Source organism: Viridibacillus sp. FSL R5-0888, from assembly GCF_038009105.1.
Lineage (GTDB): Bacteria > Bacillota > Bacilli > Bacillales_A > Planococcaceae > Viridibacillus > Viridibacillus arenosi.
This window is the reverse complement of sequence record NZ_JBBPAU010000001.1, coordinates 3,405,545-3,426,933: the sequence shown is the minus strand read 5'-3', so window position 1 is coordinate 3,426,933 and position 21,389 is coordinate 3,405,545. Positions and strand designations below refer to the sequence as shown.

Genomic DNA, 21,389 nt, shown 5'->3' with positions numbered 1-21,389 from the left:
TCACAACGCTGTTTTCCTTAGTGTACATAATGTGTAACTTAACGCATAAAAAGAATAAGCAAGGAAACCATACCTTTAATAATTGAAATTAATCTAACAGTTAATAGAGGTGTATGGATGGGGAATGTGGATAATCGTGAAGACAATGTCAGCCTCTGGTGTTTAATCAGTTTGGCCTCAATTCCATTAGTTATGACACTTGGAAATTCTATGTTAATTCCAGTGTTACCGATCTTGGAGAAGAATGTAGGTATTTCTTCTTTTCAATCAAGTATGATTATCACCAGTTATTCAGTAGCGGCAATTATTCTCATTCCAGTTGCAGGCTACTTATCAGATCGTTTTGGGAGGAAAATGGTCATCTTACCGAGTTTAATTTTAGCATTAATCGGTGGCTTAATAGCTGGTATAGCTTCTTGGAAAATGGAAAATCCGTATATGGGTATTATTATTGGGAGGATTTTACAAGGTGCAGGGGCGTCAGGTGCTATGCCGATAGTATTACCGCTAGTAGGTGACTTATATAAAGATGATGATGAAAAAACAAGTTCTTGTTTAGGGATCATTGAAACGTCAAATACGTTCGGAAAAGTATTAAGTCCAATTCTAGGTTCATTGTTAGCAGCTTTCTTATGGTTTTTACCATTCTTCTCTATATTTGCTTTTAGCTTAATCTCTATCGTTTTAATTTTTTTCTTTGTGAAAGTACCTAAAGAAAAAGATGAACCAGTAAAACTAAAAGAATTTTTAACTAATGTTAAAACCACATTTAAGCAAGAAGGAAAGTGGTTATTCACCGTATTTCTAAACGGGGCATTTGTTATGCTTATTTTGTTTGGTGCGTTATTTTTCTTATCTGAAAATCTTGAAAAAATACACGATATTAAAGGCGTAAAAAAAGGATTCGTGTTAGCAATTCCTTTACTGATGCTCTGTATCGCTTCTTTTATTACTGGAAGGAAGATAAAAGGGGATATGAAGCTCATTAAGAAGCTGATGATTATCTGTTTAATTGTTCTTTCTATTAGTGTTGTATTTGTAGGATATACAGCAGAAAAGTTGGTCCTATTGTTAGTAGTGACCAGTATTGTAGGAGTTGCAATCGGAGCAATATTACCTGTGTTAGATGCTATCATTACTGAAAATATTCGAAAAGAGGAGAGAGGTACCGTCACTTCTTTTTATAGCTCTGCTAGATTTATCGGTGTTGCAGCAGGGCCACCTGTTATGTCACTGGTTATGGAGAAATACCTAAATGTGAGCTATATTTCAGCAGGTGTTATAGGGCTTATTATCTTGTTTTTAGTATTTAAGTTCATTCAAATTGATAAAATCGGGCAAAAAAATAGCGTCACATAAATAAAAAGGAGCGATCAGCTAACTTAACTGAATCGTTCCTTTTTATTTTTGATATGAAAATGCATGATTTTTTTACTTACTTGGAATTCAAACTGAAAAGGATGAGGAAAATTCCTGAGAATAGACAAACCATTTTAAGTATCGACACTTTTTCAGCTAAACCTGCTAAACCAATTCCAGTAGTAACAATTAAAACAGTTGGACCAACTAATGCGAGCAGAGTATTGATATAAAATGCTTTCTCTAAATCATTGTACTTAATCATAAAAAGTGCTGCTGTTACCTCAATACTCCCTGAACATAGTCTTAACAAAATAATTAAAAGAAGAGCTTTTTCGATAAAAATGACCACCTTATTTTTCATATTCATCGTAAGTAGATAACTTAGCTCGTAAAGAAGTAGTGAAAACTGGTTTAAGAAAAATATGTAAATTTAGTTTATTGGTAACTATCATTTTTGCTTTTTTATAGTGTATGTATGCTTTTCCACTATTATCAATAAGTCATGACTTATTGATAAATAGTTGCGACAGTTAATAAGTGAGGATAAGTTGTTTTGGATATCTTTTATAGTGCAGTTATACATGGGAGAGTTAAGATTTGGTTAGAAGAAAAATACGAAAAAGAATAAGGAGATTTAAGCGAATAACTTTTTTCAATCCCTTACTTAACAATAAAACAGTAAATCTGTTATGATATTAATGGAATGGGGGAATGAAATATGATGATTACTTCGGAGTGGGCACAAATCCTTGATGAAGTAGATGTTCTGAGTAAAATGATACGATCCTCCAAAGAAAAAGCAATGTTGCAGCATGCCTACAACAGTGTTTATTCCGATGTTGAACTTGTAGAAGAAATTGCTTCATTCCAACGAATGAAAGAGCAATACGAGGATGTTCAACGTTTTGGGAAGTATCATCCAGATTACCAAACAATTATGAAATCGATTCGTTTGCAAAAACGTAAACTCGATTTAAACGATAAAATAGCAGCCCTGAAAGTTGCAGAAAATGATTATCAAGATTTACTAGATGAAATCAGTTTGTTAATCGGCAAAACGGTATCAGAGGCTGTCAAAGTACCTGTTAGTAACCCATTTTTAAACTCTGGCTCCGCATGTGGTTCGGGTTGTGGAACTGGCGGTAGTTGTTCTTGTTCAGCATAAGAAAAGAGACTTATACGAAATTCGTATAAGTCTCTTTTGTTATATATAACTCTGTTATTCATTTAATAGTTCAATTGCTAAATCAGGGCGATCAGTGACAATACCTTTTGCGCCGACTGAGAGTAGCTGTTCCATTGTTGATACGTCATTGATAGTCCAATAATGTACAGGAATATTCAAGTTCTCTAAGAAACGTATAAAGCTAGCATTATCTAAAGCAAAAACACCAAATTTCGATGGGATTTGGAATACATCGACTTTTGGATGGTATAGATGACCGAATTGACTAGTAAAGGAAGTATAAGCCTTTTTCACTTCTCCTTGACCAGCACCTAAAGCAACCTTATTTTGAGCATAAAGATTGAATCGGTCTATTTGTTCGTCGAAGAAGCTTGTTACAACAACACGGTTTTCGACACCTAACTCCTCGATTAAACGCCAAAGTTTTGAAGGCATTAGTCCTCCCTCATATGTATCTGGCGCATCTTTCATATCAATATTTACGAGCATTTGAGGGAATTCTTCTAACAATGAACGTAATGTAACAATTGATTGTTTATCCTCGCGATACGGTAAGTAACCATCCAAATCAACAAAATTATAGCCAAAGTTTAATAACTGTAATTCTTCTAAAGTTAAATCTGCTACGCGACCTGTTCCGTCACAAGTACGATCTACATACTCATCATGGAAAACAACGATTTCTTCATCTTTTGTTAAACGAATATCGATTTCGAAGCCGTGAACGCCGAGATCTGCTGCTTTGTGGAATGCCGACATTGTATGCTCTGGTGCTAAATGTGAGCCGCCACGATGTGCAAGTACAATAGGTTGGTCATACTGTAATGCATCTTTATCGCTTCGTTTTTGAGGTTTTGAAAGAGCTTTTGAACCTGCCCATGCTGCTGCGCTTGCCGCTGCAATTGCGATTGCAACTTTCGTTTTCTTTCCCATTATAGTCCTCCTCTAAATGCAGACTTCTAATTTTATTATAACGGATAAACCATATCGCTGTCAGCTAAACTTGGTTGCGGTTGAATTCCAAGCTATGGTATTCTTGTTTGTAAGAAAAGAGGGAATCCATATGAAAGACCGACAAGGCCTGATTGTGTATGTCCATCATTTAAAACAAGCAAAATCTTTGCGAAGATATGGACATGTACATTATATTTCAAGAAAATTAAAATATGTTGTACTTTATTGTGATCAAGATGAAATTGAAGCGACGATGGCCAAAATGATACGACTTCCGTATGTTAAAAATGTAGTGCCCTCATATCGTCCTTTTGTATCAACTGAGTTTGAAAATGCCAAACCTGATAAGGCAAAAGAATACGATTATAAAACTGATTTATAAAACTTTGGTTATATTTGTCGATAAAAAGAGCATCCAGTATATTGTTGTCAAACTGAATGGAAATTGATGAAACGTATCAGTTAGTACATGGATGGGATATAATGATTGAGACGCATAATACCAATAAGATATTGGTAATAGAGAGTACTTTCTGCAAATTCAGATGAGTGTTTTACGTTTAACGTAATTGCTTGTCTGCCGATTTCAGTTATTTTATTTTCGAATAGTTGAACTCGTTTAGAAGGCTTTGTTTGTGAATGCGAAATACCTTCTCTACAAATATAAAGTGGTGTAAATTTACTTTCACCAACTGGATTAAAAGCTACTGCAAGAGAAGCTACACTTTTGCCGTTATGTTCAGATACAAGTATGAAGGCATTACGATAGCGATGCTGATTTGTTTCTGCAAGTTCGCATAGTTCAAAAACGTCACCAAAACCTTTGCCGAGTTCAATAAATTGTTGAATCATTGTTCGTACACATCCTTTCCTAACACATAGTATCATGATGCAGGAGGATTAGCACATGAAATTTGCTGCCAGCTTATTTTCAATTTTATTATTTTTAAACGGCATAATGTTAACTTTTCAGTACCATGTCTTTTCGGATCAATTGTCTGAGGAGGATAGGGTATTTAACTATGACCAAGAAATAGAAGTGATTTATCGTAAAGGAAAGTTGCTAGTGAATCATCACTTTACCGACCTCCCTCAAGATAATGTGAAGCTTATTTGGCCAACTAAGAGTAAGAAAAAGGCATGTCTCTTAGACGATGTAAAAAGTTGCGAACGTTTAAATGAGCAACTTACTCAGCTAAAAGTAGGAGATGAAGAGAAACAATCCATCTCTTATGAAATTCCAATATCTAAAAAAGGGCTTACTTCAGGTGAAATTTTACGTAATATTTTTTTAACTCTTCAAAATGGGAATCCAGTACATACACAGGTTCACATTTCTGATGAGACAAAATCGGGTGGCCAATGGTTTACCGGTCTACAATTAGTAGGTCAAAAAACACTTGATCTAGTAGATTATTCAATGTATAGCGGTTACGGAGCAGTGACTGATTTATATTGGCAAAAACAAAAGTTGAAAACTGTCTTTGAAAATGAGCAAGTCACTTTGTATAGTGACAAGGCGATATCGAAAGATTTAAAAACAGATTTAAAAGACTTTTCTTTGGAAGGCTTTAATCATGTAGCAATTATGCAAAGTTCAAAGAAAAACTCATCAACACGAATTTTATTTACACCCGTATTTAATGTTGGGTCTATTGAAGAGAAAATCGTCATGTCTCAGATTGGACAACAATATGACTTTGTAAGTAATAACAATTGGTTACCAATCGCAGTTGCGTCCTTTATATCTGGGAAAGAAATTGGCTCTGATAAGGCGCATGAAATCACTCAGATTGTAAATAAGTACATGACAAACGATCAATCAATAGCATGGAAAAATAGTTTGATCGCTCAAAAAGGTGAAGTAATCTCACCAAAAGTGCTCGATAAATTGTTGTCAAAAACACTTGATTTACAAACGTCATTTTTTGAAATGAATGACAATGATCGCACTGAGATTGCTCCGTTGTTATTTGAAGATTCGCGACATGTGTATTTGAAAGATAATGAGGATGATGATGCGCAAGTTATTTTCAAAGATGGTCGTATTTTTTATAAAGCGGTTCCGGTATTAAATGGTCTTGGCTATGAAGTAAACAAGGGGAAAAATGGATTGTATATAGAAAGTGATAATCGAAATTTCAGATTCCCAATGACTGAGTCATTCTATGTGTATAATCAAAAGCGCTATAATATCATTTCGCAACCTTTCGAAAAATTTGGTGACGATTATTATGTGGAAGAAGCATGGCTTGTTAGGTTATTCTTAGTCGATGTAGAAAAGTCGGATGACAAAATTAATATTGCGCCATCTGCTATTTTGAATTAAAATCGATTAAAAATGTAAGTAAGAGAAGGTTTGGTGAAACAATGAGAGTGATTGCTGGTGACAGAAAAGGGATGCCTTTAAAAGCGGTATCTGGCACAACCACTAGACCAACAACAGATAAAGTTAAAGAATCATTATTCAATATACTAGGTCCGTTTTTTGACGGTGGAACCGTTTTGGACTTATTTGCAGGTAGTGGTGGACTGGGTATTGAAGCCATTAGTAGAGGAATGGATAAAGGTATTTTCATTGAAAAAGATGGCCGTGCCTTCCAAAATCTAAAAGAAAACATACAAAAGTGTCGTTATGAAGAACATACTGAGCTTTTTCGAAACGATGCGGTTAGAGCTATGAAAGCCCTTATAAAAAAGGGTGTACAAGTTGACTTAATCTTTTTAGATCCACCTTATAAAAAACGAGCATATTATGATTTAGTAGAAGAAATAGTATCAAATAATGTTATCTCAAGATCAGGTACGATTGTTTGTGAGCATGATCGCGATACAGATTTACCAGACAACTTCCTACATTTCGAAAAAATACGTGAAGAGAGTTATGGTAGTATTATTATTTCATTTTATCGTTCGGTGAAGGAAGAAGGAGAATCCATTGAATAAAATTGCTGTTGTACCAGGGACTTTTGATCCAATTACGAACGGACATTTAGACATTATTAAACGTGCCGCCGATATTTTTGATGAAGTTTATGTTGCTGTGATGAATAATTCCTCGAAAAAACCATTATTTAATGTGGATGAAAGAATGGATTTAATTACACAAGTAACGTGCGACATGCCAAATGTTAAAGTGGATTCATCCTCTGGCTTATTAATCGACTATGCAAAAAAACGTAATGCTGATGCCATAGTACGTGGCTTACGTGCAGTTTCAGACTTTGAGTATGAAATGCAGATTACATCGATGAACCGCTTCCTTGACGAGCAAATTGAAACATTTTTCATCATGACAAAAAATCAATACTCATTTTTAAGTTCTAGTATTGTTAAAGAAGTATCACAATATGGTGGAGATATCCATGGGCTAGTACCAGATATTGTTGAAGTTGCATTAAAAGAAAAGTTCAACTCGAAATAAAAGTAAGGCTGTTCTATGATGTACATCATAAAACAGCCTTTTTTGCGGTGATTTTCATAAGAAAATCACCCAGTACAGTAGAGGGAGTACAGGTATCATAATCAAGCGTAATAAAAAGTATGGAACAAGAGGGATATCAGCATCTTTTGCTAAAACTGCAACTTGCAAATGAATACTCAAGCCTTGGATTGCTAAAATAGTCATGAGCCATAAAGGCAAGTAAGCCGAACTTGCAAATGATTGTGTTGCAATATGTAAGCTAGAAGTCATTTCTAATACTGCATATAAAGAAACGGCCAAAACTGTAGGTAAATCGTGAAAGAAATGAAGTAATGTCTTTGCAATCACATGGCTAATTGTAGTGAAAAATATGACAGTTGTACCAACCAAAAGCACAGTCGGAATACTACCTTTCATACTTTCGATTAAAGGAAATGAAGCGCGTTTTATTTCCTTTTTCACGGACGTTGTTTCAGAAGGGCGTTTAGAAAATAGTATGAAAATACCAAGTGTCACTAAATTTACACTATGTATTAGCAGTAACATTCGCCAACCAATTGAGGCATTTTCAAGTAATTCATAACCAACAAAGCCAATCATAAAAAGTGGACTTGGGGCATGACAAATAGCAAGTAGAAACTTACTTTCTCGCAGTGTTAATTGCTGTTCTTTTGTCATAAAGGCAATTGTAGCAGAACCAGTTGGAAATCCTCCTAACGCACTTATACCATATGCTTTTAAGTAAAGAGCTGTCTTAGAAGGATTACTACTGCCTTGATTTGTCAGGCGTAGTAACCATTGAGTCAGTATTAAATAAGGCAATAAATAGGGGAAGAGTGCGTTCATAAATAATTTGATGCCCACATCTGCCCCCTCATGAGCAATACCTGGTTGCAAGAGTAATAAAGCAATAAGTACCCAACAAATAATGATGTTCATACGAGAAACGAGAATTAGCTCCACCCATTCTTATCTTTTTGTAAGTCGAATTCACAAATGCTAAAATTATTTTTGAAAAAATCGAACAAACCTTCTAATGTTTCGTCATATACATAGCTTAAGAGTTTGTTAATTGGAGGTGCATGTCTTGAATATCAAGAAATTTATAGGTTTTATAGTCATTGCAGCAATTGCGGTATTAGGTTTTGTCTATCCATTACCTTATTATATTATGCAACCAGGTGGAGCTTATGAGCTTTCACAATTTGTAGAGGTAGAAAATGCAAAATTAGACAGCGAAGGAACAATGAGTCTTATGACTGTATCGATGTCTAAAGCAACGCCTTTTACTTATGCTGGTGCTAAGTTAAGTAGTCGAAAAGAATTGCTTCCAGAAACGCAAGTAAGAAGTCCACATGAGAGTGAGGACGAATATAATCTACGTCAATTAAAACTTATGACGGATTCACAATTTAACGCCAAATACGTTGGTTTCAAAAAGGCAAATAAAGAATACGAGATACAGTACAACGGCGTCTATGTTGTGTATGTTTTAGAAGACGGTGCTAGTGACGGTATTTTAAAACCTGGTGACGAAGTGATTGGAATAGATGGAAAAAAAATTATTCGTCAAACAGAATTAATCGATTACTTAGCTGGAAAAAAATCCGGTGAAAAAGTAAAACTTACTATCATTCGAGATGAAAAAGAGCAAACAAAATCCGTTACTTTAAAAGAAATACCTGGGACAAAAGGGAAAGTAGGTATTGGTATTACTTTCACAGAAAATAAATCAATTACAACTAATCCAAATGTAAAAATCGAAGCGGATGAAATTGGTGGTCCTTCTGCAGGGTTAATGTTTACATTAGAAATCATTGATCAATTAACAGAAGGAGATCTAACAAAAGGTTATAACGTTGCAGGTACAGGTGAAATGTTAGAATCAGGTGAAGTTGGCCGAATTGGTGGTATTGATAAAAAAATAATTGCTGCTGATGACGGCGGTATCGAAATTTTCTTTGCGCCAGACGATACAATAACGGATGAAGTGAAAAAATTAAATCCAGGAATCAAAACAAATTATGAAGTAGCTGTTGAAACCGCAAAAAAAATAGACACGAAAATGAAAATCGTGCCTGTTAAAACAGTAGATGATGCATTAAATTATTTAAAAGACTTAAAACAAAAATAATTTTTATACACGAATGGGCGGGGTTTTATAATCCAAGCCCATTCTTTTTGTATTTGCAGGTCCGCTAAGCGCAAGCATGTACAAATCGGTAGCATGAATATCTTGCATTAACATTGCGTCGTCAGAGCTCGCTGCACGGCTAATAATAGGTAATGTAAAATTCTTTTTCTTTGAGGACAAATATCTTTGACCATTTGCAGTCATCCCTAACAAGCGAATATATGAGGGCTGCTTAAAGGATTTTAAACGGTCCCACGTAAAGCCGGTAAAAATATGTGTTAACATACGTTGTATACGTGTCCATGTGTAGCGTTTTGATTTAACCTTTTGCATAAACGACACGAAAGATTCACTTTCTTTTGCAGCACGTAGTAGCAAATATTCAATACCTTCCGTCACTTCTGCAAAACTTGCTAATTCTTGTGGTGTATGACGAATGATTGTAAAGCGTAAGAGTGGCCAGAAAGCCTCCCAACTTCCGAAAGTGATATTTGAATGCTGCCATGCTTCTAATCCTTTAAAAGAAGCCAGAGGCATGTAGGTGGCGATTCCATCTATCGAATCTTTTTCGAAAACAGATTTTCTAATTCCGGTAGCACTAGCAATCGTTGAATCTACTTCAATCTCATCATGATAACCAGCTTTAATACGTTGGATTGTTACAGCTTTTATATTTGACTGAATTTTAATTGCTGCTTCAATATAATGAAAACCTAAAATATTATTTGGTTTTGATAAATCTACGAATGACAGTTCATTTGTTGGGATAAGCTGTTTATATGCCGTATTTAATGCTTGAGGATAGCTTATACCTGTTTGAATAGAATCCCTTATCATTTGTTGTAAAGTATCGTTATGCTCTTGTAACAGGCTATAACTGTTTAAAAACGGTGTTATATTACCTTCTTCACTACCAAATGAAAAATAGTCACAGCACATAGCGTCTAATATGCTTATACCACCTTTAGCAAAATCGGATGCTTGAGCGGTTGCGTACGCATAAGGTAATTCGACAACAAGATCTGCACCTGAAGCAAGAGCCATCTTAGTTCTCGTCCATTTATCGACAAAAGAAGGTTCACCTCTTTGTAAAAAATGACCACTCATCACGGCAATGACAATATCTGCATTTGTCTCTTTACGTGATTGTCTGATATGATGGAGGTGGCCGTTATGAAAAGGATTGTATTCTACAATTACACCGGTTGCTATCAAATCTTCACCCCATTTACAATCTATATCCGTAATTATACGGAGAGTTTGTAGTAGTGACAAGAAAATATCTTGACATCTATAATTTAGCATTATATAATCAACTTTGTTGTCTTGAGGTGATAAACGTATGAAATGGGCAATCCCACAATTATCTAAATATCGCCAAAACGGGATGCCGATTGACGAATTAGTTCAATTGGATGATGTGATGAAACGTAACCCGGACATCCGTCAGATTACACCTGTTCATGTAAAAGGGCACTGTACATTTGGTGCATCCCAAATCACTTGTCATTTTCAATTGACAGGCACGCTAACACTTCCTTGTGCACGAACATGGGAAGACGTTGAGTTTTCATTTGATATCGAGTCCGACGAAATATTCAGTTGGTCAGAAACTGCTAATGAAACAGACTATGATAACCTTCACATTGTAGAAGGTGAAGTAGTAAATGTTGACCCTGTGTTAGAAGAACTAATTTTATTAGAAATTCCAATGCAAGTGTATAAAGAAGATGCGACAATTCCGACACCTAAGAATAACTCTGATTGGAGTTTTTCAACGGAGGACGAGTTAGCCTATCAAAAACAGAATGACACAAAAAAAGTAGATCCAAGACTTGCTGATTTAGCAAAGTATTTTGATCAAACAGACGAATAACCGATCTGTAAGGAGGTGCCATCGATGGCTGTACCATTTAGAAGAACTTCTAAAACTGCGAAACGTAAACGTCGCACACATTTTAAACTAGCTCTACCAGGTATGGTTGCTTGCCCAAACTGTGGTGAAAGTAAATTGGCTCACCACGTATGTAAAGCATGCGGTCAATACAAAGGTAAAGAAGTTGTGAGCAAATAATTCAGTATTTGTTCTGGAAAAGGCTACTAGAGAGACCATGGCTCTCTAGTGGTCTTTTTTTATTTGTTTTTAATCTTAAAACCGTCTTGATCTACATAACTTTTATGCCTCAAATCATAAACATTAATGGAACCAAATCATAACAACTTATTGGATTAATATTAACTTTAATAGCCGCGGTATAGTTTTTGAACTTAGTTTATCTATTAAGTCATGTAAAAAACTTCTGAAAAGTCCTTTGTTTTTAAAAATATTCCAAAAATTCACTGGAGTAATGTCAATAGGATTTGGAGTGAACCCGGTTACTTAAAATTCTTTTTTTGTTTATGGGGTGGACTTAGTATCTCCTTTAATATAGAAATGTCATAGAAATACAAATGCTAAAAAGGTTCAAACCATCTTTAAATGGTATGGAACATTTGAGATGGACTTGTGGGTCACTTTGCATCGTCCGATTAAAACAGGTATGATGATATTATTTCTATTTTCTAATTATTCTAAAAGGAGTAGAGTTAAATGGCGTATCATTTTCAAGAACAAGATGGAGTATTAACATTTACTATTGATCGTCCAGAACGACGTAATGCCATAAATGATGAAGTAATGGAAGGGTTTAAAGAAGTAATTACATATGTACATGATCATGATACCGTACGTTTTTTAGTCGTCACTGGAGCAGGGGAGCGTGCATTTTGTTCCGGAGGGGATTTAGCAGAGTTTCATTCATTAACAACTGAAAAGCAAGCTTTTGGAATGCTAAGTAAAATGGCTAAAATTCTTTATGATCTGGCAACATTACCAGTTCCGACTATTGCCTTAGTTAATGGCGCTGCAGTTGGCGGAGGTTGTGAAATTGCGACAGCTTGTGATTTCCGATTAGTAGCTACTGAAGCAAAATGTGGTTTCATTCAAGGGACTTTAGCAATTACTTCTGGTTGGGGTGGCGGAACATATTTATTTGAACGTGGATTACGCCATGATCGTGCCTTGAAAATGTTAGTGGACGCTAAAGCGTATCCAGCTGAACTTTTATATGAAATCGGTTGGGCTATGCGTGTATTTGAAGGGGGGAAAGAAGCGGCTCTTGAGACGTTTATAGAGGATATGCGTAAAGTCCACCCTTCGGTTCATAAAGCTTATAAAGAAATGGAGTTACGCAAATGGCGAGAAATGGGGCTATTTGATCGTGTTATGGAGGAAGTTCACACCTGCGCAAAATTGTGGGAAAGTGAAGCACATCACCAAGCTGTAAATCGTTTTCTATCAAAATCAAAATAACTTCTAAAATTGAAAAACTCGCATATAGTAATAAAAATGCGAGGTGATTGAGATAGAAGTTAAAAAAAGAAAAGATCAATGGTTAGCTGTAGATGATACACGTTTGGTGGAAATTATATTAATGGCTGTTCGTGAAGGTCGATCACAACTTGCGGGTTTTGAAGAAGCGGCTGAAGAGTTAGGTCGTACAAAGCAAGCTTGTGGGTTTCGATGGAATAAAACATTAAGAGCGCAATATGAAGCTGAATTAGAAGATGCTAAAACAAGACCAAAGCAAATGATGCGTTCGCATCTAAAACAAGCACTGATGAGCTTTGATCAATTATCTGAAGCTTATCAATCATTGAAGAAATCTCATGAAGCATTAAAGCATGAGCATGATGATTTAGTAAAATGGCTCGAACAAGGTTTAGAGAAGGTTAGACAATAAAAATGCAGTTGAATATTTCGTATGGAAGATCATTCTAAAGCTATTTTGGAATGATCTTTTTATTGTGAATAAAATAACAAAGAAGAAAAAATACTCAATAATAAGTAAAATTTGCTAGTTAATAGTTGAAATCGCTTTCTTATTTCGTTTAGACTAATAAGGAAAGGGAGAAACGGTTTAAGCAAAGGGGGATGAATATGCGCAAAGTTCTAATTGCCAATCGTGGGGAAATTGCGAGAAGAATTATCTCGACATGCCACAAGTTAGGTATTGAAACAGTTGCTATCTATTCAGATGCAGATCAAGATTTACCTTTCGTTAAAGAAGCGACAAATGCTGTTCGCATAGGTGAAAATCAGGTCGCACAATCTTATTTGAAGGCTGATGAAATTATTCAACTTGCCATTGAGCATCAGGTAAGTGATATTCATCCAGGTTACGGGTTGCTATCAGAAAACGCGGATTTTGCTAGAAAAGTAGAGGCTGCGGGAATTCGCTGGATTGGTCCAAATGCAGATGTAATCGAACAAATGGGTGATAAAATTCAAGCGCGCCAAACGATGAAAATTGCCGGTGTTCCAGTTGTACCAGGTTCAGAGGAAGGTCTAACTTCATTAGAAGAGGCATTGCAATTTGCTAGTCTAATTGGATACCCTGTAATGCTGAAGGCATCAGCTGGCGGAGGCGGTATTGGCATGGTGTGCTGTGAAGATGAGCAAGCGCTCAGTCATAGCTTTGAAAATGTAAAAAAACGTGCACAATCGTATTTTAAGAATGACCTCGTTTTTATCGAGAAGTATATTCCAAATGCGCGTCATATTGAAGTGCAAATTTTCGGCGATGATGCTGGGAATATCATTCATTTATTTGAACGGAATTGTTCGATTCAACGACGTCACCAAAAAGTTATTGAAGAATCACCTTCACCTCTATTTCCGCAAGCTGAGCGCGTAAAATTACTGCAAGCCGCTGTGGATGCTGCAAAAGCTGTTCGTTATACCAATGCTGGAACGGTAGAATTTATAGTGGATGCGGAAAATCACTTTTATTTTCTCGAGATGAATACACGTTTACAGGTTGAACATCCAGTTACGGAGGCTATTACTGGATTTGATCTTGTTGAGTGGCAATTACAAGTAGCAGAAGGCAAGACATTACCTATAAAAGACCAAACAGCTATAAAGTGCACTGGCCATGCAATTGAATATCGTATTTACGCAGAGGATCCAGAGAGGTTTTTGCCGTCACCGGGTAAGTTGCAAGTATTGATGTTCCCTCAAATAGAGAATTGCCGTATTGATAGTGGTTACGTTGAAGGGAATAGAGTATCACCGTTTTATGATCCACTTATTGCAAAACTTGTCGTGTTTGGGGAAACAAGAGAGCAAGCATTGGCCAATTCTGAAACGGTTATAAAGGACATAGATATACAAGGGGTAAAATCAAATTTGCTATTATTTGATCGCTTATTGCAAGAAGAAATGTTCCAATCCGGGGTTTATCACACAAGTTCGCTAACAGAATGGTTAGCCAATCACAAGGGGGATAAGATTTATGGGAGAAATTAAAGCATCGATGGCAGGTACAGTATTTCGTGTTGAGGTAAAAGAAGGAGATGCAGTATCTGCTGGTCAAACTGTCATCGTTTTAGAGTCTATGAAAATGGAAATTCCAGTAGATGCTGAAGTGTCAGGCTCAGTTGCTGAAGTGAAAGTGAACGAAGGTGACTTCGTTAACGAGGATGATGTACTAGTCGTCTTAGGCTAAAGTAGATGTAAGTGTCTAACACAAAGGGGAGGACATAATATGACTGAACACACAGTATATAACGAACGTCTAGCTGACAAACTTGAAGGGATTTTTGCAGGTGGACATCCGAAATATCATGAAAAACTAAAAGAAACAAATAAATTGTTCGTGCGAGATCGTTTAACGCTACTTTTTGATGATGGAGAATATGAAGAGGATGGACGTTTTGCGAATTGTGAAGCAGGTGATTTACCTGCAGACGGCGTGGTCACTGCTATGGGGAAAGTAAATGGCCAAACCGTTTGTGTTATGGCGAATGATTCGACTATTAAAGCAGGTTCGTGGGGTTCTCGAACTGTTGAGAAAATTATCCGTATCCAAGAAGTAGCGGAGAAAAATCAAGTACCTATGATTTATTTAGTAGATTCGGCAGGAGCACGTATTACAGATCAATTAGAAATGTTTCCTGGGCGTCGTGGAGCAGGGCGTATTTTCCATAATCAAGTGAGAATGTCAGGAATGATTCCGCAAATCTGTTTATTATTTGGTCCTTCTGCTGCAGGTGGAGCATACATACCGGCGTTTTGTGATATCGTTGTTATGGTAGAAGGTAATGCTTCCATGTACTTAGGTTCACCACGTATGGCTGAGAAGGTTATTGGTGAAAAGGTGTCGCTTGAGGAGATGGGTGGAGCACGTATGCATTGTACTGTTAGTGGGTGCGGAGATCTACTTGTTTCAACTGAGGAAGAAGCTATTTCCGAAGCGCGTCGATATTTAAATTATTTTCCAGCGAATTTCGCAGATAAGCCAGCAGTTGTTGATGGAAAACAACCAATACAAGGTCGCAAATTAGAAGAAATAATTCCTGAAAATCAAAATGCACCTTTTAATATGTATGAAGCGATTGATCAGTTAATAGATGAGGGAAGTTTTTTTGAAATAAAAAAACTTTTTGCACAGGAATTGATTACAGGTTTAGCGCGTATGGATGGTCAAGTGGTGGGAATTATTGCAAACCAACCGAAGGCAAAGGGCGGCGTATTATTTGTTGACTCGGCAGATAAGGCGGCTAAATTTATTAATTTATGTGATGCATTTTCAATTCCATTATTGTTCCTAGCTGATGTGCCAGGCTTCATGATTGGAACAAAAGTTGAGCGTGCTGGTATTATTCGCCACGGTGCGAAGTTAATTTCAGCGATGAGTTCGGCAACAGTACCTAAAATTTCAGTAGTGGTACGTAAAGCATACGGAGCAGGACTATATGCAATGTGCGGTCCGGCATTTGAACCTGATGTCTGTATTGCTCTTCCAACTGCGCAAATTGCCGTAATGGGTCCAGAGGCGGCAGTTAATGCTGTTTATTCGAATAAAATTGAAGCTATTGAAGATCCGAAAGAACGAATGCAGTTTGTTAAAGAAAAACATGTTGAATATAAAAAGGAAATTGATATCTACAAAATGGCATCCGAAATGATTGTCGATGAAATCGTCGCGCCAAGTGATTTAAGAACAGTCATTACGAAACGCTTGGCTTATTATGACTCAAAACAAATCTTACTGCCTTATCGAAAACATCCGGTTTATCCTGTATAATAAGTGTTGCTATTGAGGTCTGCCTGTATCAGGTGGACCTCAGTCTATTTTTATTAAAAGGAGATATCGATATGCAAATTGTTGTTGTAGGTGGAGGAGCGGTTGGATTACTGCTAGCATCCTTGCTACAAAAAGATCACAACCAGATGAATATTCTTGTTCACCGAGAAACTCAAGCAAGTGAACTTAATGACAAAGGTCTACAGCAAATCGATGTCTTGCAACAGTCGCACCATACATATATTAAAGCTTCACAGGACTTTAAAGTATTTCCGACAGATGCAATATGGATAATTGCCGTAAAATATCATCATCTAGCTAGTTTACAGTATCTATTAAATGCATTACCAGAAAGCACGCCATTACTTTTTATTCAAAATGGTGTGAAGCACTTACAATTTGCAAATAACTTGCAACAGAAGCAAATCGCTTTTAGTTCAGTAGAGTTTGGAGCTGAGAAGCTATCGAATTCAAGCGTTGCACACAGAGGGATTGGCAAGATGAAAATAGCTATAGGAAGAGGAGATGGACAACCGTTTAAGGAATTTTCCCAGCTATCAGATTCTAAATTACCTATTGAATGGATTGAGAATGCAGAACAAATGTTAATACGAAAAGCACTATTAAATTGTCTAATAAATTCTTTAACGACTATACTAAATGTTAAAAACGGTTCTCTTATTACGAATGAGCATAGCTTAATATTATTAGAGCAATTGTACAAAGAGCTCATGAGCGCCTTCCCGGAACAACAGGATCAGCTTCTATTTGAAGATGTACTTTCATTATGTACAAGTACAGCAATGAATACTTCTTCTATGCTTACAGATCGATTAAATGGAAGGCTAATGGAAGTAGATGCGATTGTTGGTGGGATATTAGAAATAGCACAAAATCGTGGTCACGATCTGCCGACATTAGAGACGCTTTATATGATATTAATGACATTGCAACAAGGCGGTGTGGAAAGATGATGTATATACTGTCAATTTTTTTGCATTTCATTGTACTTTGCCCAGTCATCTTATTTCTCATTATTTATTCTCTACTGAAAAAATTACCTAAGAAGCGAGAGAAAGTATTTGGTAGGGCAGCAGATATAACGACATTTCTACTGTTTTTTTCTGTTCCGGAATCTGTTCATTTTTTATGGGGGTATGATATCGGGTTTATAACTTTTATCTTTGCAATTATAATTGCGATAGTTTTCACGATAATTGAATGGCGCTCTACAAAAGAAATTGAAATACTACCATTATTCCGGAAAATTTGGCGCTTTTTATTTTTAGCATTAACCATTACTTACGTGGTTATTTGGATTATTATAATAGTTCAAAGAATTATTTTATATGTGACGATGACGTGAGCGTATTTTTTCAATCCAACTGATTAAAATGCTATACTCGATTGTAGTTAACAATATAGAGGAGTTTATACTAATATGAAACTGGAACAAATAGATGTACCGGTAAACAATCAATTATTGGTAGATTATCGAAATCAAAAATCAACAATCTCGTCGTTTTTCCATTATACAAATGAAGATGAATCTTTTGAACGCCGTTTAGAAGATTTAAAAAATCATCCGATTCGCCGAGCTGAGCTTGTAAAAGTCATTAGTGAATTTATGGCACCTCTTGAGAAATCGGTAAAAATGGAACAACATTTACGAGAATTAGAAAACAATGCAGTGGTTGTTGTTGGTGGGCAACAAGCGGGCTTATTAACTGGACCTCTATATTCAGTCCATAAAGCTATTTCTGTTTTACTTTTAGCTAAAGAACAGCGCGCGAAATTAGATGTTCCAGTCGTTCCTGTATTTTGGATTGCTGGTGAAGATCATGACATTGATGAAATCAATCATACATTTACAGCGTTAAATGGTCGTTTGCAAAAACATATTCATCCAGACCGTTCAAAGAAAAAAACAATGGCTTCAACAACAACTTTAGATATTGAAGATACACGAAAATTTATAAAAAATGTCTTCCAACAATATGGTGAAACTGCATATACAGAAGAGCTGTTGGCGAAAATCGATACTTTATTAGTAAGGAGTCATACATATACTGACTTTTTCGCCCAATTAATGCACTGGCTTTTCAAAGAAGAAGGGTTACTTCTATTAGATGCCGCTGATCCGAAATTGCGTGCTTATGAGGCACCGTATTTCGAGAGATTAGTGAACCACTCTGAAGAGATTGCAGATGTAGTTTCAAATCGCGAGGCACTATTGGCCGATAGTGGTTATGGTACCCCGATAGGTGCAACGAAAGAAAATGCTAACCTTTTTTACGTCAAGGAAGGTGAACGCTTCTTATTAGAGCGTAAAGATGGCAAGTTTATCAATAACGTCGCGAATGTCCAATTTACAAAAGAAGACATGTTACAGCTAGCAATTGAACAGCCTGCTTGTTTAAGTAATAACGTTGTAACAAGACCGCTAATGCAGGATATGGTCTTGCCTGTACTTGCATTTGTTGGAGGGCCAGGAGAGCTTGCGTATTGGTCTACATTAAAAGACGCTTTCGAGTTGCTTGGTATGAAGGTGCCAGTTTTCGTACCACGTATGAATATGACGCTTGTTAATCGCCAAGTCTCCCACTTATTAGAGACACATGATTTATCTGTTACTGAAGTATTAAGTGGTAAAGTGGCCCAAATGCATCATACCTTTGTAAATGAAGTATATGATGATGCTGCAAAAGAGGCTATTGAAAAAACAAAAGCGTTGCTACAGCAGCAATATGTGGACTTACAAAAGCATTTGCATAAGAATGATGTGCACCTAGATAAACTAGTAATAAAAAATCTAGATATTCATGAAAACCAATTAGACTTTCTATTAAAGAAAATCGAAGCAGAAGTATTACTTCAGCATGATGTTGCTATTCGCAGATTCAACGAGATGGAAGGTCAGCTAATTCCTGAAGGTATTTTAATGGAACGTGTATTTAATCCATTCCAATATATGAATGAATATGGCATGACTTTAATTGGTGATATTTTACAGTTACCATTAGAAGTTAGTGAATTGCATCAAGTAATATATATATAAAATGGAATAATGCGGATTAAAAAATGGCTGTTTTTAAAATAAAATAAATATAATATTACCCTGATTTTAGGGTATTAAAAGCTATCTCAATTGAGATAGCTTTTTTTTATTAAAAATATCAAATAAATACTACAATATGGTATTAAAATAATAAAATAATAATAAGAAGTATGAAGTTTTTTTAACAAAAAGGTAAAAATTAGTAGAAATATTGTTGTTGATAAGGACGATTTACGCATTTTAATGTAAACACCCTTATTTTCCAATGAATTAGTGGTGGAATGTGGGGGGATGTGGTACATTAATTTCATATAGTGGGGTGAGTAATATGTTCATGGGAGAGTATCAACATAGTATTGATGCGAAGGGCCGATTGATTATACCTGCTAAGTTCCGTGAACACCTTACGGAAGGCTTTGTCATTACCCGAGGATTGGATAATTGCTTATTCGGGTATCCTATTTTGGAGTGGCGTAAGCTGGAGGAAAAACTGAAGCAATTACCTGTTACTAAGAAAGATGCCAGAGCTTTTACGCGTTTCTTCTTTTCAGGTGCTACAGAGGTGGAAGTGGACAAGCAAGGCCGTATTAATATCCCAAGTAACTTATTAACACACGCTAATGTTCAAAAGGATTGTGTAGTACTCGGCGTTTCTAATCGTATTGAAATTTGGTCCAAAGAGTCTTGGCAAAATTATTTTGCTGAATCTGAGGAATCCTTCAATGACATTGCTGAGAATATGATTGATTTTGATATATAACCAATTTAGAGGAGGGACAAACCTTGTTTAATCATACGACTGTATTATTAAAGGAAACCGTTGATGGATTGAACGTTCGTCCTGACGGCATTTATGTAGATTGTACTTTAGGTGGGGCTGGACACAGTGAATATTTAGTTAGCCAATTATCATCAAAAGGTAGACTTATTTGCTTTGATCAAGATACTTCAGCCATTGAAAATGCTAAAGAACGTTTAGGACCATATTTAGATAAAATAACTTTCGTACATTCAAACTTCCGTTATTTGAAGGAAGAACTAGAAGCATTAGGCATAGATAAAGTTGACGGGATTTTATACGATTTAGGCGTATCATCTCCTCAATTAGATAACGCAGAACGAGGATTCAGTTACCACCAAGATGCACCACTTGATATGAGAATGGATACAACAGCTGAACTTTCGGCATTTCATGTTGTGAATGAATGGTCATTCGAAGATCTTGTACGTATTTTCTATCGATACGGTGAAGAAAAGTTCTCGAAACAAATTGCCAGAAAAATTGAAGAAGCTAGAAAGACAAGCCCAATTGAAACCACGGGTGAACTAGTAGATTTAATTAAAGAAGGTATCCCAGCTGCAGCAAGACGTAAAGGCGGACACCCAGCGAAACGTGTATTCCAAGCCATTCGAATTGCTGTAAATGATGAACTTGGTGCAGCGGAAGATTCATTAATACAAGCACTTGAAGTCATTAATGTAGGTGGACGAGTTAGCGTCATTACTTTCCACTCGTTAGAAGACCGATTATGTAAAACTATCTTCAAAGAAGCATCCTCTTTGCCAGAATTACCACCAGGTTTACCCGTTATTCCAGAGGAATTAGCTCCAGGTATAAAACTTGTTACACGTAAACCGATATTACCTTCAGAGCAAGAACTAGAAGAAAATAATCGAGCTCGCTCAGCGAAACTCAGAATAGCTGAAAAAATCAAAGAAAAAGGGAAGTGATTAAATGGCATTGCTTAATCGGCAACAACAACAAACGTACATCCAGCAGCCACAGCCTACAGTACCGGAAAGAACCGTCCAGCAGCCAACACCCAGACCTTCCAAGAGAATATTGTCTAAGGGGGAAAGGGTTCTCCTTGTGGCCATGGTGACAATAATAGCATTATTGTCAGTTATGAATTTAAATACGCAATCTGCAATTAATACAACATCTGTTGAAATTCAAAATATCGAAAATAAAATTGATGAAACGAAGAAACAAAATGCGGAATTGTCCATCGAGGTAAGTGAACTCTCTACATATGAGCGTATTTGGAATAAAGCGAAGGAATTAGGCTTGAAGCTGAACGAAAAAAACGTGAAAGTAGTGTCTGGACAATGAAGAGAAAGTTTCGGTTTCAATGGGGAGC

General features: G+C 36.2%; 25 protein-coding genes. 20 read left to right on the top strand and 5 right to left on the bottom strand.

What is annotated here, in order from left to right:
* The first annotated feature begins 117 nt into the window (after positions 1 to 117).
* On the top strand, positions 118 to 1,359 hold the full coding sequence (locus MKY02_RS17180) for an MFS transporter (RefSeq protein ID WP_340711567.1): 1,242 nt from the start codon (positions 118 to 120) through the stop codon (positions 1,357 to 1,359).
* Positions 1,360 to 1,435: 76 nt separating this feature from the next.
* Here the strand turns inward: MKY02_RS17180 and MKY02_RS17175 are convergent, their stop codons facing one another.
* Positions 1,436 to 1,723, bottom strand: coding sequence for a YqhV family protein (locus tag MKY02_RS17175; RefSeq protein WP_179078241.1), 288 nt, complete (start codon positions 1,721 to 1,723; stop codon positions 1,436 to 1,438).
* Between the two features lie 357 nt (positions 1,724 to 2,080).
* Between MKY02_RS17175 and MKY02_RS17170 the strand changes: the two genes are divergently transcribed.
* Positions 2,081 to 2,527 (top strand): YlbF family regulator, encoded by a 447-nt coding sequence (locus tag MKY02_RS17170; protein WP_076034038.1) that lies wholly within the window; start codon positions 2,081 to 2,083, stop codon positions 2,525 to 2,527.
* A gap of 54 nt (positions 2,528 to 2,581) precedes the next feature.
* Here MKY02_RS17170 and MKY02_RS17165 read toward each other — a convergent pair whose 3' ends face one another.
* Positions 2,582 to 3,481 (bottom strand): glycerophosphodiester phosphodiesterase, encoded by a 900-nt coding sequence (locus tag MKY02_RS17165; protein WP_038183744.1) that lies wholly within the window; start codon positions 3,479 to 3,481, stop codon positions 2,582 to 2,584.
* Between the two features lie 130 nt (positions 3,482 to 3,611).
* On the opposite strand from MKY02_RS17165, the gene MKY02_RS17160 reads away from it, so the two are divergent.
* Positions 3,612 to 3,884 (top strand): YlbG family protein, encoded by a 273-nt coding sequence (locus tag MKY02_RS17160; RefSeq protein WP_038183747.1) that lies wholly within the window; start codon positions 3,612 to 3,614, stop codon positions 3,882 to 3,884.
* 80 nt (positions 3,885 to 3,964) lie between these two features.
* On the opposite strand, the gene MKY02_RS17155 is transcribed toward MKY02_RS17160, so the two are convergent.
* The gene (locus MKY02_RS17155; RefSeq protein WP_038183750.1) at positions 3,965 to 4,354 is read right to left on the bottom strand and encodes a DUF7147 family protein; all 390 of its coding nucleotides are present in this window, start codon (positions 4,352 to 4,354) and stop codon (positions 3,965 to 3,967) included.
* 55 nt (positions 4,355 to 4,409) lie between these two features.
* Between MKY02_RS17155 and MKY02_RS17150 the strand changes: the two genes are divergently transcribed.
* From MKY02_RS17150 to coaD, 3 genes are read left to right on the top strand one after another with little or no spacing between them, the layout of a single operon-like run.
* A complete protein-coding gene (locus MKY02_RS17150; protein WP_340711566.1) occupies positions 4,410 to 5,831 on the top strand; it encodes a hypothetical protein in 1,422 nt (473 codons plus the stop codon).
* A gap of 41 nt (positions 5,832 to 5,872) precedes the next feature.
* Positions 5,873 to 6,448 carry a 16S rRNA (guanine(966)-N(2))-methyltransferase RsmD gene (gene rsmD / locus MKY02_RS17145; protein ID WP_340711565.1) on the top strand — a complete coding sequence of 192 codons (576 nt, stop codon included), beginning with the start codon at positions 5,873 to 5,875 and terminating at the stop codon, positions 6,446 to 6,448.
* The gene (gene coaD, locus MKY02_RS17140; protein ID WP_038183761.1) at positions 6,441 to 6,926 is read left to right on the top strand and encodes a pantetheine-phosphate adenylyltransferase; all 486 of its coding nucleotides are present in this window, start codon (positions 6,441 to 6,443) and stop codon (positions 6,924 to 6,926) included. The genes rsmD and coaD overlap by 8 nt, the downstream gene beginning before the upstream one ends.
* Before the next feature lie 54 nt (positions 6,927 to 6,980).
* On the opposite strand, the gene MKY02_RS17135 is transcribed toward coaD, so the two are convergent.
* Complete coding sequence (locus tag MKY02_RS17135) at positions 6,981 to 7,889, bottom strand: hypothetical protein (protein WP_155981179.1); 909 nt, start codon at positions 7,887 to 7,889, stop codon at positions 6,981 to 6,983.
* Positions 7,890 to 8,004: 115 nt separating this feature from the next.
* Here MKY02_RS17135 and MKY02_RS17130 point away from each other — a divergent pair, with 115 nt between their 5' ends.
* On the top strand, positions 8,005 to 9,060 hold the full coding sequence (locus MKY02_RS17130; protein WP_327192123.1) for a SepM family pheromone-processing serine protease: 1,056 nt from the start codon (positions 8,005 to 8,007) through the stop codon (positions 9,058 to 9,060).
* A gap of 3 nt (positions 9,061 to 9,063) precedes the next feature.
* Here MKY02_RS17130 and MKY02_RS17125 read toward each other — a convergent pair whose 3' ends face one another.
* Positions 9,064 to 10,275, bottom strand: coding sequence for a nucleotidyltransferase (locus MKY02_RS17125; protein ID WP_076065438.1), 1,212 nt, complete (start codon positions 10,273 to 10,275; stop codon positions 9,064 to 9,066).
* 127 nt (positions 10,276 to 10,402) lie between these two features.
* Here MKY02_RS17125 and MKY02_RS17120 point away from each other — a divergent pair, with 127 nt between their 5' ends.
* From MKY02_RS17120 to ftsL, 13 genes are all read left to right on the top strand, one after another.
* Positions 10,403 to 10,936, top strand: coding sequence for a YceD family protein (locus tag MKY02_RS17120; protein WP_038183773.1), 534 nt, complete (start codon positions 10,403 to 10,405; stop codon positions 10,934 to 10,936).
* Positions 10,937 to 10,960: 24 nt separating this feature from the next.
* A complete protein-coding gene (gene rpmF, locus MKY02_RS17115; RefSeq protein ID WP_038183775.1) occupies positions 10,961 to 11,134 on the top strand; it encodes a 50S ribosomal protein L32 in 174 nt (57 codons plus the stop codon).
* A gap of 516 nt (positions 11,135 to 11,650) precedes the next feature.
* Complete coding sequence (locus MKY02_RS17110; protein WP_038183777.1) at positions 11,651 to 12,412, top strand: enoyl-CoA hydratase/isomerase family protein; 762 nt, start codon at positions 11,651 to 11,653, stop codon at positions 12,410 to 12,412.
* 43 nt (positions 12,413 to 12,455) lie between these two features.
* Positions 12,456 to 12,842 (top strand): transcriptional regulator, encoded by a 387-nt coding sequence (locus MKY02_RS17105; protein ID WP_235175720.1) that lies wholly within the window; start codon positions 12,456 to 12,458, stop codon positions 12,840 to 12,842.
* Between the two features lie 197 nt (positions 12,843 to 13,039).
* A complete protein-coding gene (locus MKY02_RS17100) occupies positions 13,040 to 14,410 on the top strand; it encodes an acetyl-CoA carboxylase biotin carboxylase subunit (protein WP_340711564.1) in 1,371 nt (456 codons plus the stop codon).
* The gene (locus MKY02_RS17095) at positions 14,397 to 14,609 is read left to right on the top strand and encodes an acetyl-CoA carboxylase biotin carboxyl carrier protein subunit (protein ID WP_038183783.1); all 213 of its coding nucleotides are present in this window, start codon (positions 14,397 to 14,399) and stop codon (positions 14,607 to 14,609) included. The genes MKY02_RS17100 and MKY02_RS17095 overlap by 14 nt, the downstream gene beginning before the upstream one ends.
* A gap of 39 nt (positions 14,610 to 14,648) precedes the next feature.
* Positions 14,649 to 16,190, top strand: a complete 1,542-nt coding sequence (locus MKY02_RS17090) for an acyl-CoA carboxylase subunit beta (protein ID WP_340711563.1) — start codon at positions 14,649 to 14,651, stop codon at positions 16,188 to 16,190.
* A gap of 71 nt (positions 16,191 to 16,261) precedes the next feature.
* Positions 16,262 to 17,164 carry a ketopantoate reductase family protein gene (locus MKY02_RS17085; RefSeq protein WP_038183809.1) on the top strand — a complete coding sequence of 301 codons (903 nt, stop codon included), beginning with the start codon at positions 16,262 to 16,264 and terminating at the stop codon, positions 17,162 to 17,164.
* Positions 17,161 to 17,556 carry a DUF3397 family protein gene (locus MKY02_RS17080; RefSeq protein ID WP_038183811.1) on the top strand — a complete coding sequence of 132 codons (396 nt, stop codon included), beginning with the start codon at positions 17,161 to 17,163 and terminating at the stop codon, positions 17,554 to 17,556. The genes MKY02_RS17085 and MKY02_RS17080 overlap by 4 nt, the downstream gene beginning before the upstream one ends.
* Before the next feature lie 75 nt (positions 17,557 to 17,631).
* The gene (bshC, locus tag MKY02_RS17075) at positions 17,632 to 19,248 is read left to right on the top strand and encodes a bacillithiol biosynthesis cysteine-adding enzyme BshC (RefSeq protein WP_038183814.1); all 1,617 of its coding nucleotides are present in this window, start codon (positions 17,632 to 17,634) and stop codon (positions 19,246 to 19,248) included.
* A gap of 328 nt (positions 19,249 to 19,576) precedes the next feature.
* Entirely contained in the window at positions 19,577 to 20,008 is a 432-nt protein-coding gene (mraZ, locus tag MKY02_RS17070; protein ID WP_038183816.1) for a division/cell wall cluster transcriptional repressor MraZ, read from the top strand.
* Positions 20,009 to 20,031: 23 nt separating this feature from the next.
* Entirely contained in the window at positions 20,032 to 20,979 is a 948-nt protein-coding gene (gene rsmH / locus MKY02_RS17065) for a 16S rRNA (cytosine(1402)-N(4))-methyltransferase RsmH (RefSeq protein ID WP_340709257.1), read from the top strand.
* Between the two features lie 4 nt (positions 20,980 to 20,983).
* The gene (ftsL, locus tag MKY02_RS17060) at positions 20,984 to 21,361 is read left to right on the top strand and encodes a cell division protein FtsL (protein ID WP_038183833.1); all 378 of its coding nucleotides are present in this window, start codon (positions 20,984 to 20,986) and stop codon (positions 21,359 to 21,361) included.
* Positions 21,362 to 21,389: the final 28 nt, after the last annotated feature.